10 protein-coding genes are annotated in these 12,609 nt (G+C 52.3%); 6 read left to right on the top strand and 4 right to left on the bottom strand.

Features of this window, described 5'->3' with window-relative positions; all coding sequences use genetic code 11:
* Window positions 1-109 precede the first annotated feature (109 nt).
* The 4 genes from R1T41_RS03125 to R1T41_RS03110 all read left to right on the top strand — a co-directional run bounded on the left by R1T41_RS03125 (window position 110) and on the right by R1T41_RS03110 (window position 5,806).
* Window positions 110-1,789 (top strand): FMN-binding glutamate synthase family protein, encoded by a 1,680-nt coding sequence (locus R1T41_RS03125; protein ID WP_062953255.1) that lies wholly within the window; start codon window positions 110-112, stop codon window positions 1,787-1,789.
* Between the two features lie 33 nt (window positions 1,790-1,822).
* Window positions 1,823-2,176 carry a VOC family protein gene (locus R1T41_RS03120; RefSeq protein ID WP_317339888.1) on the top strand — a complete coding sequence of 118 codons (354 nt, stop codon included), beginning with the start codon at window positions 1,823-1,825 and terminating at the stop codon, window positions 2,174-2,176.
* Window positions 2,177-2,361: 185 nt separating this feature from the next.
* The gene (locus tag R1T41_RS03115) at window positions 2,362-3,549 is read left to right on the top strand and encodes a hypothetical protein (RefSeq protein WP_317339886.1); all 1,188 of its coding nucleotides are present in this window, start codon (window positions 2,362-2,364) and stop codon (window positions 3,547-3,549) included.
* Between the two features lie 4 nt (window positions 3,550-3,553).
* The gene (locus tag R1T41_RS03110; protein ID WP_317339884.1) at window positions 3,554-5,806 is read left to right on the top strand and encodes a hypothetical protein; all 2,253 of its coding nucleotides are present in this window, start codon (window positions 3,554-3,556) and stop codon (window positions 5,804-5,806) included.
* A gap of 6 nt (window positions 5,807-5,812) precedes the next feature.
* On the opposite strand, the gene R1T41_RS03105 is transcribed toward R1T41_RS03110, so the two are convergent.
* The 3 genes from R1T41_RS03105 to R1T41_RS03095 form a co-directional block, all read right to left on the bottom strand.
* Entirely contained in the window at window positions 5,813-6,289 is a 477-nt protein-coding gene (locus tag R1T41_RS03105) for a GNAT family N-acetyltransferase (protein WP_062958453.1), read from the bottom strand.
* A 227-nt stretch (window positions 6,290-6,516) separates the two neighbouring features.
* Window positions 6,517-7,644 (bottom strand): sensor domain-containing diguanylate cyclase, encoded by a 1,128-nt coding sequence (locus R1T41_RS03100; protein ID WP_317339882.1) that lies wholly within the window; start codon window positions 7,642-7,644, stop codon window positions 6,517-6,519.
* Window positions 7,607-9,028 carry a branched-chain amino acid ABC transporter permease gene (locus R1T41_RS03095; RefSeq protein WP_317339880.1) on the bottom strand — a complete coding sequence of 474 codons (1,422 nt, stop codon included), beginning with the start codon at window positions 9,026-9,028 and terminating at the stop codon, window positions 7,607-7,609. Before R1T41_RS03095 ends, R1T41_RS03100 begins: the two co-directional genes overlap by 38 nt.
* A gap of 186 nt (window positions 9,029-9,214) precedes the next feature.
* Between R1T41_RS03095 and R1T41_RS03090 the strand changes: the two genes are divergently transcribed.
* Complete coding sequence (locus R1T41_RS03090) at window positions 9,215-9,922, top strand: TIGR00266 family protein (RefSeq protein ID WP_062953261.1); 708 nt, start codon at window positions 9,215-9,217, stop codon at window positions 9,920-9,922.
* Window positions 9,923-9,959: 37 nt separating this feature from the next.
* Here R1T41_RS03090 and R1T41_RS03085 read toward each other — a convergent pair whose 3' ends face one another.
* Entirely contained in the window at window positions 9,960-10,892 is a 933-nt protein-coding gene (locus R1T41_RS03085) for a LysR substrate-binding domain-containing protein (protein ID WP_317339878.1), read from the bottom strand.
* A 145-nt stretch (window positions 10,893-11,037) separates the two neighbouring features.
* On the opposite strand from R1T41_RS03085, the gene betC reads away from it, so the two are divergent.
* Window positions 11,038-12,579 carry a choline-sulfatase gene (gene betC, locus R1T41_RS03080; protein ID WP_317339876.1) on the top strand — a complete coding sequence of 514 codons (1,542 nt, stop codon included), beginning with the start codon at window positions 11,038-11,040 and terminating at the stop codon, window positions 12,577-12,579.
* The last annotated feature ends 30 nt before the right edge of the window (window positions 12,580-12,609 follow it).

Here is a 12,609-nt window from a genome sequence, read left to right as displayed (position 1 = left end):
TGGCATTGAGGTGTCGGATTAAATGAACAATGATTGGAAATCCGGATGACCCGCAATCGGGTGCCGGACCATCAAATAGCCCCCGCAATATTGGATGGGATAGATCACTGTGAAATTTCTGATTTTGAATCAGCGTTATGCGGTTCTGGCCGGTGTGACGCTTTTGACGGTTGCCTCGTTGATCTGTGCGGCCTTGGTCGATGTCTGGTTCTGGCTGCCGGTGGTGATCTTTGGCGGGTTGATGGTTGTTGGCTGGTTTGATCTGCGCCAGACCCGGCATTCGATCCTGCGCAACTATCCTGTCAGTGGTCATATCCGGTTTATCCTTGAAAGTTTTCGCCCGGAAATCCGGCAATATATGATCGAAAGCGATCAGGACGAGGTGCCGTTCAGCCGCCAGTCGCGCGGGCTTGTCTATCAGCGCGCCAAGGGGGTCGAGGACAAGCGCCCGTTTGGCACCATCGAGGAAGTGTATAGTTCCGGCTATGCGTGGCTGACCCATTCGGTCGCGCCGACCAGCATCACCGATATTGATTTTCGGGTTCGGGTCGGCGGGGCGGCCTGCAAGCAGCCCTATGACGCCAGCCTTTATAATATTTCGGCGATGAGCTTTGGCTCGTTATCGGGCAATGCGATTCTGGCGCTGAACAAGGGGGCGAAAAAGGGTGGTTTTGCCCATGACACGGGCGAAGGCAGCATCAGCCGGTATCACCGTGAAGGTGGCGGGGATCTGATTTATCAGGTGGCGTCGGGTTATTTCGGATGCCGCAATGATGATGGCACTTTTTCCGAGGAACGATTTGCCGAAACCGCATCCAACCCGCAGGTCAAAATGATCGAGGTGAAGCTGAGCCAGGGGGCGAAGCCCGGCCATGGCGGCATGTTGCCCGCAGCCAAGATCACCCCGGAAATATCCGAGGCACGTGGCATCCCGATGGGGATTGATTGCATTTCGCCTGCCGCGCACAGCACGTTTTCTACCCCCGTTGGCCTGATGGAATTCATTGCCAGACTGCGTGACCTTTCGGGCGGCAAGCCGGTCGGGTTCAAGCTGTGCATCGGGCATCGGCGGGAATTCATGTGCATCGTCAAGGCGATGCTGAAAACCGGCATTCTGCCCGATTTCATCGTGGTCGATGGCAAGGAAGGCGGTACGGGTGCCGCCCCGGTCGAGTTCGCCAACCGGGTCGGCATGCCGATGCGCGAAGGTTTGACATTTGTTCATAATGCCCTTCGGGGGGCTGGTGTGCGTGATCAGATCAAGATCGGGGCGGCGGGCAAGATCGTTACGGCGTTTGATATCGCGCAGACATTGGCGCTCGGTGCGGACTGGTGCAATGCGGCGCGTGGTTTCATGTTTGCGTTGGGCTGTATTCAGGCGCAGTCATGCCACACCAACCATTGCCCGGTCGGCATTGCAACACAGGACCCGCTGCGCCAGCGGGCCCTTAATGTGGGTGACAAAAGCGACCGGGTGGCGCGGTTCCACCATAATACCATGCATGCGCTGGCCGAGATCACCGGGGCGGCGGGTCTGACCGATCCGCGCAATTTCATGCCCTATCACTTCATGGTGCGCCAGAAGGACAACGAGTTTCTGGATGGCAACGAAGCCTATCCCTACCTGCCCGAAGGGTTCCTTGTGTCCGGCGGGCCGGAGATCGAGGGGCTTCATGACTGGTATTCGCGCTGGGACCGGGCATCGGCGGAAACCTTTGCCCCGTCCGAAATCCCGTTTGGCCCGTTCAAGCGGCACAAGAATGTCGTGACCGAGAAGGCGGCACAGTAGCGGCGTAGCGGGCCGAAAAGCAGGAGGCACCCCATGGCGGTCAAACGCATCGTTTCGAACTTTGCCATTGATGATGTCGCGAAGATCAGGGCGTTTTACGAGGATATCCTTGGCCTTGACTGCGTGATGGATCACGGCTGGATCGTGACCTTTGCTGCCGAAAGGCAGAATGTCATGCCGCAGGTCAGCTTCGCGACCGAAGGCGGTTCCGGTACTCCGGTGCCCGATCTTTCGATCGAGGTCGATGATCTTGAGGAGGTTCTGGCGCGCGTCAAGGAAGCCGGGATCGATATCGAATACGGCCCGGCGCTTGAGCCGTGGGGTGTGAAACGGTTCTATGTCCGCGACCCGGCGGGCAGGCTTTTGAATATTCTGTCTCACATGTGAGGGGCAAGTAGGGGAAGCCCGTTGGGATCGTTCAAACGGTACTAGAGTGTCGTGGTCGAGAAAGTGATGCAGTAGGGAAAGCGTTTTTCTTTTGTTATCAATCTACCGTGAACTACTTAACGCCTTGAATAAACATCTTTGGTTGCTTTAAGATCATGTGTTGTCCGCATTTCGGTGTGTGAAATTTGAAAGTAGTTGGTGAACCAATGTTGAGTATGCCTAACCATTTTTCTTTGGAAAAATTCGATGAGGTAATAAAAGAAATTTCTTCAAAAAAAGAAGATATCAATATTTCTGATCGAATTAATTTGAATGGATATTGTGAGTATTCTCGTTTTTTACAAATAATATTCTCTTGGTCTGGTTATAAAACAAATAATTTTTTGGTTTTGCCAGATGAAGATGAAGGCGGACATGTGTTCCTAGATTTTGCTTCTAGTTTGTATGGATTGTCGGCGCTAAATTTTTGTTCTTATGTCGTTTTTAAGAATGGAAAGAAAGTAAGTCGTCGGGTGGCGATGGAAAAATCAGAGGATTTCGTTCGTAAGTTTTATACAAAAAATATTTCCGATATTGTCTATGGTGATGTTGCTTATATATTTAATATAGATAATGCTAAGAAGCTGAAAAATAATCCAATAATATATAATGAGTTGGGGAAGGTTAGAGAAAAGAAAGAGTTTTCTTATGTCGTTAAGTCAATATTGGAGCGCTTATGTCCGGATATAGAAGATCGTAGGGTGCGAGAAAAAATAGGTGATATTTCTACTTTTGTGTATGAGGCCTTTCTCAACACACACGATCACGCGAGGTGTGATGTAACTGGTCATGAGTTACAGCGATCAATGAGAGGGATAATTTTTAAATATCATGATATCCTTAAAGAAAATATTGTTTCAGAAAGTAATAAGTACCCAAGCTTAAAAGAATATTTTTCAGGGTGGCAATTGAGGTCGGGGGAGAAAAATTTGAAGTTCCTCGAGATTAGTGTTTTTGACTCCGGTCCAGGGATAGTGCAGACGCTACTTGCAAAAAATAAAAATATCACAAAGCAGGAAGTAGAAGAAAAAAGTCTCAGTGAGCAATATCCAATTATAAAGCAGTCATTTCAGGTTGGTCAAACGTCAAAAGTGAACCCGGCTAGAGGGAATGGGCTTCCTTTGATAATTGGCGCAATAAAAAGCTTTGGGGGGGCATTTATGCTTAGGACTGGGGTGTTTAATTTAGTTAATTGTTTTAGAATAGCAGATGATTCTGAAATAACAAAAGATGATATAAGACTTGAGGATTACAAGGAAAAGGGTTCTCTTTCAAGGGTGCCATCTGCCTGTGGTACAGTGATCTCAGCTTTAATCCCGCTAAATAAGGTTTAAAGTAATGGGAGCAATTTTTAGTTTTCATTATTCTATGTCGGGGGGCAGTGTATCTGACCGTATTGTTATTATGTTCTGCGGGGAGGGCTTTGATTCTGACGAATATGAGGATACGGTCAAGTTTGTCACGGATCGAGGCTTGTGTCCGCATAAAATAGTTTTAATCTTGAATGAAACAGATTACGCCTCTGTTCTTCGGCGACCTAAGGAAATCGAGAAAAAGTCCTTGCCGGTAAATAATAAATCGGACATCTACCTTTTAAAGTTTGACTCAAAAGGGGAATTGCTAGGTCTGAAAAGAATTAGCTCATGGGAGCGATGTTCTAGTGATCTGGTTGTGAGCTGTGGGTTTCGTTCCAGCCTAATTAGGCAAGGAATGACTCAGATATTTAGAAAAAGATCAGCGATGTTGGATGCTGGTCATACGGCTTATTTCACTAATTCTCAGAAAATTGGACAAAATGAAAAAGATCGGCGGCGCTGTTTTCTTAGGGCCTCTAACGCTCTATCAGAAGGAAGTGAGGTGCTATTCATCGCATTTAGCCTCTTGCCTTACATGGGCAACGGGTTAACTAGGGTCCACGTTGATACATCGACCATAACTAGTGTGATTTATGCTTCCTTTTTATTGAGAAAAGGAGGTTCTTTCCCTCAGGTGCATAACTTCAAATCTTATCAAGGTATTGAAGAGCATGTTTTTAATCTTGGGGAGAAGAACTTAGTTATAATTTCTGCATCTCAATCTGGGAAGCTGTTTGAAAAAATTAAAAACAAGTTTGATGAAAAAACTAAGATTCTCACCTTGTTTAAGCTTTCTGACGAAGTTTCCCCCGAAGAAAACGTTATTTGTGATTTGCGGAAAGATAAAGAGACGAACCCTAATGGGTACAAAGTTCAGCCTGTGCTTGATAGTGATCGTGTAAAGGGAGCGCGACCATTGAGAATGCTCGGAGAACAGTTTGTGGTCGGGCTTTCCCAAGCAAAAGGTGTTACTCCATCTAAGGTTGATTTACCTAAAGCAACGAGAGATATTCTGCAAAGTATGTTAGGGCAATCAATATTCTCATGCTTTTGTGTTGGCTATGAAGATTCAGTTTATCCTTTATGGGTCAGGCCTAAGAATATAGTTGCCTGCAAAGCGTTCAAGGATTGGATTGAGGATATTGTCAGGCGGAATATTCCCGTTTCTGTCTCGGCAATTATAGAGTTAGATGGAGATGAAGGTTCCAAGTCAGCTGCTCAAATAATTAATGATGCGATAGAAGAGGAACTTGGAAAAAGTATAAAAATCATATCCAGCTCCCAACTGGATAGCGTGCAGGAATTAAAAGAATCTAACGGCGCTATTATTGTCGTCGGTGGAGCAATTGGACGTGGGCGTAAATTTCTCCAGATAAGTCAATCTTTAAGAGATGTAGCCCCGAAGTCTCATAGAATATATCTTAGTGGTATATGTATGACTGAGTCCGTTAAAGATACAAAATTTCTAGAATCAAATTTGGAATATAAGCGACATTCTTTCCTGAGGCTTCTGGATTTACACATACCAAGACGAGAGAATTTTTGTTCTTGGAAAGAAGAAAATCAACTTGTCAGTATCATTATTGACGAAGTCGAAGATTGGGAAGATTCTCGCGGAGAATTAGTTAGAAAATTTTTTATTAATCGCCGTAACCAGCTGCAAGATGATGGTTTAATTGATAATGTATTCTTAAACTCAGTCGATGATGTGGCTTATCATCTTCGGGATAATTTTGCTTTTGTTGAGGAAGGTTTCTCTTGTGAGAGTATTTCTCAAGCTGATGTTTATGCCGTTGCATCAACGTTGCTGCATCGATTAAGGTTGGACGATACAGTTGATAGGGCTAGCCAGCTTGTAAACAATGAGTTCGAGCATTCCGTTCTCTCTCCTACAACTTTCGCGCGTTACAATGATGGTGTAATACAGGCCGCCTTTTTAAGGGCAGCTCTGCCCGTTGAGCTGAATTTTCTTGAAAATGATAACTTTAGCAAGCAGATGGGTGATTTGATCATTGATTGTTTGAATGATCGAAATAAACCACAAGGAGAGGCTGTTCTAGAGTTTCTGCTTGCGTTAATACTAGGCCGCTTAAAGTTGCAAACAGAGGATATGGAGCGCATCAGAAACAAATGCGCTTCTTTAGAAAGCTTTGACATAGCTGATTTCATGCTGGACGTATTGTTTCGGCGAACGGAGGTCGCCACGCGTGTGAACTCTTCGTTATATGGGGAGTAGCTAGAATCAAGCCGCCCGCTGCATCTCCACGGTCGGGATGTCGCGGCCCGGGATCGGGCCGGTGACGAGGAAGCCGAATTTGCGGTAGAACGCCTTGGCGCGTTCGTTGTGCGCGACGACCGAAAGCCTGACGGTTGCATGCGGTTTGCGTTCGGCCAGTGCATCGAGGGCGGCGATCATCAATGCCTTGCCCGCACCCAGTCCGTGGGCGGCCGGGTCGACCATGATCCAGTCGATTTCGGGATTGTCATGAATGACGATGACATAGCCCAGCAGGTCATCGCCCTGGGTCGTGACGATGACGCTGTGATTGTCGCTTGCAAGCGCGTTTTCAAACACGCCGGTCGACATATCGACATAGCGGGCAACGGTCGCGGTGGCCGCATCGCCCATGCCTTCGATGAAATAGGTTGAATCCGTTGCGCGCTTGGTCAGGTCGCGGATGAAGGGAAGGTCGTTGGCAGTGCCTTTGCGGATCTGCATTCTGGCGCTCGTTGTCTTTTTCTTGTTGGGTATCGGATCGCCGAGGCGATCAGGGCGTCATATGTTTTTCGGGGGCGTCATAGCATCGACCTGACCGGATGTCACTTCCTGCTTTGGTGTGTTTTGAGAATAAAGCACACGTTTTAATGGTGGATTGCCGTATATCACCGCGTAAAAGCAGGGGCAGGCAGCCAGACAGTCCGGGGGGAGACAGGCGGGCCGCCGTGCTATCGTTTGCGGTTTTTGTCGCGATACATTTCCTGATCGGCCATATCCATCATGGTTTCGAGGTTTTCCTTGACCGGTTCGAAAAACACAGCCGCCCCGGCACTTATTTTCGGGGTTTCGTGGATCGGCTTTTTCGAGGCGGCCACGGTCAGTTTGACCGCCAGAAGCGCATTGCGGATACGGGTGATGATGGTGGTCAGATCGCCGCGATTGCGCACATAGCCCAGAATGGCAAATTCATCGCCGCCGATCCGCCCGCAAATATCAACCTCGCGAATGCTGGCGGTGATGGCGGCCCCGACGGCCTTGAGTGCCGCGTCCCCCGCCGCATGGCCGTAATCATCATTCCAGTGTTTCATGTCATCAAGATCAATGAAGATCAGGCCGATATGGTGGTGATAGCGTTTGGCGATGCGGATTTTCTGCTGGGCCAGCATTTCAAACCCGGCGCGGTTGTTAAGCCCGGTCAACTGATCGGACAGCGAGATGCTGCGCATGATCTGGAACTGTTCATAGAGCCGAAGGTCGGCTTCGATCAGATCTCGGATGGTTTCGATCAGTTTTTGCAGCGTGTCGGAATATCGCGTCGGTTCACGGTCAAACACGCAGATCGTGCCAAATATCGTGCCGTTCGACCAGGTCACCGGCACCCCGAAATAGGAACAGAAACCGTCTTCGGTCAGTTCGGGGTTGTCGGCCCATTCGGGTTTGCCGCGCGCGTCCGGTTCATAGAAGGTGTCGCTTTGTGCGATGACCTGCCGGCAGAAAATATTGGTATCAAGCCCGGTGATCGAGGTTTTGCACCCGGCATAGGGATTGGTGTTGTTCTGACTGGTGACGACGGACCGGTAACCGATCCGGTCATTATATTCGACCACGAAACCGGCGGTAGCACCCAGAAGTTCGGTCATCAGATCGACCGCACGCTGCCACTTGTCGAGTGACGGCGCGATGGCCTCGTCATCGACAAGCCAGTCGCGGGTCTTGAACTGCACCATATCCTGACGTTCCCGGTCCCTCCATTTCCCTGATGGTGCCGGTCTTTGTGCGCCAAGTGACGTGACCAGACGTTTCAGGGGTCCGTTCTTTTCATATTTGTCCGTTCCGTGCGGAGAACAAGCTGTCATGACTGTCATTTATCCCCAAAAGCCCCTGAGGGCGCAGGACGAGGATCGCCGCCAGAAGCCCGAAAACCGCCACATCGCGATAGGCCCCGCCGAAATATCCCGACCATAACGTTTCGGTCAAACCGATCATTAACCCGCCCAGCCACGCACCGCGCATCCGTCCTATTCCCCCAAGGATGGCGGCAGTCAGTGCCTTGAACCCGAAAAGCGTACCACTGTGAAAATTAATGACACCATAACGAAGGGCCAACATTGCGCCGGTTAATCCGCATAAAAATCCTGCCAGAACAAAGGATTGGGATTCAGTGCGCGAAAGAGACACCCCGCAAAGGGCCGCCCCCAGACGATCCTGGCTGATCGCGCGCCAGTTCCGGCCAAAGGCGGTTTTGCCCATGATCCAGACCAGAATGCCCGCAACCATAACCGCCCCGCCAATGGCCAGCATATCGAACCCGTGCAGGCGCACGACGAAATGATCGCCGCGCAAAAGCGGTACGGAAAACTGCCAGATCGGCGGCAGGTTGAAATTGCGTGCCGATATGACAATCCGGATAAATTCCTGAATGACCAGAACGCAACCAAGGGACGCGACAATCATCGCCCGCCCGCCAGCAGCACGGCGGCCCAGCGGGCCAAAGACATTGCGCCATGTCAGGTGGCTTAACCCCGATCCGACAAAGGATGCCATCGCGACCGATCCGACCACCATCACCGGGATCAGCCAGCCGACCATACCTGATATCCACAGGCTTGTGATGATGGTGCCAAGGGCGGCCGTCATCACCACCTCGCCAAAGGCAAGATTGATACGCCCGATCAGGCCATAGATCAGGGTAAACGAAAGTGCGAGCAGGCCATAGATCGCACCGCGCGCAAGGCCGCTTAGCACCAGTTGGGTGGCATAGGCCGCAGGCAACCCGATATCGGGCACATCGGCGCGCAGGCCGTGGCTTTCGGGATCGATATAGCTTTCGAGTGCGGTGCGCCCGACCCGGTCAATCCAGAACCGTTTCAGCAGGGCCATATGCGCGTCCGACACCGGGCCAAGGCGGGTTGTTTCAATCGCATAAAGGTTGGTTGGCGTGTTGGGCTTGGTCGCTGCTTCGAAATGACACGTAATGGCGTGGGTTTCGGTCGAGGGCAGGGGGATTTCGCCCGGTTCAAGCAACTGGTAACGCAGGGTGATCTGATTGCCGTCAGAGGTTTCGTCAAACCGGGTGACAAGGCGGATCTGTTTGTCTTCATCCTCGATCCCCGGCAGGGCCAGGCGGCAGATATTGAACTGATAGGGATCGCGCGGCGCGCAGGAAGACAGGATTGCGGCCAGAAGTGGCAGCAGCCAGAAAACGCGATGAAAATGCCTTGACCCTGATCTGGTATTCACCGGGTGCTCCGGCTTGCCCTTGATCACCTCATCCTCGTGCGATTTGGGTGTTTTTACAAGTGCTTGGTGTTGTTGCGATGACAGGAGACGAAATTTCGCCCCTTTTGGTTGCGATCAGGGGGTGGTCGTGCTGAACTTGATCAATGACGATGGATTTAACCAAAGCCCGAAGATGGAGACGCCCAAATGGCAGACGTGATCGACTACAAAATCCATGGCGAGGAAATGCAGCTTGTCGAGATCGAACTTGATCCGGGCGAGGGCGTGCGGGCCGAAGCCGGGGCGATGATGTATATGTCGGACGGCATTGCCATGCAGACCGGCACGGGCGGCGGGATTTTTTCAGGCTTCAAACGGATGCTGACCGGCGAGGGGTTCTTTATCACCAGTTTCGTCCATGAAGGATCGGGCAAGGGGCATGTCGCCTTTGCCGCGCCCTATCCGGGCAAGGTGGTGCCGATGAATTTGCCGGAACTGGGGGGCGAGATCATTTGCCAGAAGGATGCGTTTTTGTGCGCGGCATCGGGCATTGATATCGATATCGCATTCTCCAAGAAACTCGGTGCCGGTTTGTTTGGCGGCGAGGGCTTTATCCTGCAGCGGTTGCGCGGCGACGGGCTGGCGTTTGTGCATGCGGGTGGCACGATCATCCGCAAGGATTTGCAGGCGGGCCAGACATTGCGTGTGGATACCGGGACACTTGTCGCGATGACGCCATCGGTCGATTATTCGATCAAATTCATTGGCGGCTTTACCAATGCGCTGTTTGGCGGCGAGGGGCTTTTTGTCACGACCCTTGAAGGGCCGGGGACGGTCTGGTTGCAGACATTGCCATTTGCGCGGCTGGCGGACCGGATTGCCGCGGCCCTGCCGCAGGATCGCAACAAGGGTTAGGGACCGGGGCGGAAGCCCGGCTTGAGGATCGCGGCCCTCAGGACGCGATGGCCGGGGTTTTGTCTGTTCCGGGTTTGGGGTTTTGCGCGACCAGATCGCGGGCCCAGCCGAGAAACGCGTTGATCTGTTCCTGCCGGTGGGTGTTTGACCGGCAGGACAGGACATATCCGCGGTCCGATCCCAGTGTCACATCGCCAAGGGTGACGAGCTGCCCGGTTTTCAGGTGCTGCTGCAAAAGGGCGGTCCAGCCAAGGGCCACCCCCTGTCCGGACAGGGTGGCCGAAAGGACGAGCAGATAGGTGTTGAACCGGTGGCCGTAAAGCCGCCCGGTTTCCCGAACCCCGGCGGTGCGCAGCCAGCTTTCCCAGTTAAACCAGCGATGATCGATTTCATCATCCAGATGGATCAGCGGATAATGCCGCAGGTCGGCGATGTTTTTCGGATGACCGCGGGCCTCAAGGAACGCCGGGCTGCAAACCGGGGTGACCTGTTCGGGGATCAGCATCACGTCTTCGGGGTGGCAGTTCCCGAACGAGATTTCGATATCGATATTCTGATCGGCGGCGAAATGCCCGGTCTGGTTGGTGACGACATTGACCTCGATATCGGGATGGCGGGCAATGAATTCCGGAAGATGCGGCATCAGGATGAAGGACGCAAAGGCGAAATCGGTGCCGACACTGAGCCGGGCGGACCGCCTGGTTTTGATCCGTTCCACCGTGCGGTCGATCTGACCGAATGCCACCGAAATGCAATCAAACAATTCCTGCCCGGCGCGCGTCAGTGACACACCGCGATGCTTGCGGCGAAACAGCGGTTGGCCAAGCTGTTCCTCAAGGGCGGTGATCTGGTGGCTGACGGCGGGCTGGCCCACACCGAGTTCACGCGCGGCGGCGGTGAAGCTGGCGCGGCGGGCGGCGGCTTCGAATGCGATCAGGGCATGCGGCGACGGGATGTGATGAAATTTCATGACATGAATTATATTGATACCAATGATCGATGCAAGCGGCCTTCACAACCCCCGGATAAACATGAAACATATGGTTTCCAGTTATTTTCGCATCCGGCCGGTTTGCGAAAGACATCATGTAGGTGAATAGCAAAGGGGGTTAGCGGTGCCGAAGGCCTCAAAACCGATGAATATTCTGTTTGTCATGGCCGACCAGTTGGCCGCGCGGTGTCTGCCGGTTTATGGTCATGAGGTGGTCAAAACGCCCAACATCGATGCGCTGTGTGAAAATGCGGTGGTCTTTGATTCCGCCTATACCAACAGCCCGCTTTGCGCGCCGTCGCGCTTTTGCCTGATGACCGGGCAATTGCCCGGCCGGATCGAGGCTTATGACAACGCATCCGACCTGCCGTCCGATATTCCGACGGTGGCGCATTACCTGCGCCGCGCCGGATATCGCACCGCCCTTTCGGGCAAGATGCATTTTTGCGGTGCCGATCAGCTTCACGGTTACGAGGATCGCCTGACATCGGATATCTATCCGGCGGATTACGGCTGGTATTGCGACTGGGACAATTTCGAAGACCGGCCAAGCTGGTATCACAATATGGGGTCGGTCACGCAGGCAGGGCCGGTTTACCGTTCCAACCAGCTTGATTTCGATGACGAAACCGCGTTCGAGGCGAAGCGTTACCTTTATGATGTCGCGCGCCAGAAGAAACACGATGACCGTCCGTTTTTCCTGACGGTATCCTTTACCCATCCGCATGATCCCTATAATGCGCGTCCGGAATTCTGGGACCTTTATGACGGGGTGGAAATCGATCCGGTGCGGGTCAAGATCGACGATGCGGAACTTGATCCGCATTCACGGCGTTTGCGTCATGTCTATAATCTTGATGAACAGCCGGTTACCGATGACGAAATCCTTCAGGCGCGCCGTGCCTATTATGCGTCGATCAGTTATGTCGACAGTCTGGTCGGGTCGCTGATGCAGACCCTGCGCGAAACCGGCATGGACAACAATACCCTGATCGTGTTTAGCGGTGATCATGGCGACATGCTGGGCGAACGCGGCATGTGGTACAAAATGTCGTGGTTTGAACCGAGCGCCCGGGTGCCGATGTTCTTTGCCTTTCCGGGGGCAAAGGGGCAGAAACGCGTTTCGCAATCGGTATCTCTGATCGATATCCTGCCGACATTGCGCGAGCTTGCCGGGGATGATGCGGCGGGGGCGCTGGCCGGGCCGATTGATGGCAGAAGCCTTGTGCCGCACATGCAGGGCACCGGCGGCCATGACGAGGTGATCGGCGAATATTGCGGCGAGGGGGCGTTGTCCCCGATCATCATGATCCGGCGCGGGGCCTATAAATACATCGCATCGGGGATTGATCCCGATATGCTTTATGACCTTGAAAGCGATCCCGATGAAGTGCACGACCTGATCAATGATCCGGCACATGGCGAAATCCGCGATGCGTTTCGTGCCGAACTTGCGGAAAACTGGGATCTGGATGCGTTCCGCGAACGCGTCATCCACAGCCAGAAACGCCGCAAGCTGGTTTATGAAGCCCTGACACAAGGGCGGGTTACACCGTGGGATCATCAGCCAAAACGCGATAGTTCGACCATGTATATGCGCAATCATCTTGATCTTGATGACGTTGAACTTGACGCGCGTCTGACGGTTCCGGCGGCAGGGGAATGAACGGCCGGAACAGCAATTAACCAATCAGAA

Source organism: Thalassospira lucentensis, from assembly GCF_032921865.1.
Classification (GTDB): Bacteria; Pseudomonadota; Alphaproteobacteria; order Rhodospirillales; family Thalassospiraceae; genus Thalassospira; species Thalassospira lucentensis_A.
This window is presented reverse-complemented; position numbering and strand designations above follow the sequence as displayed.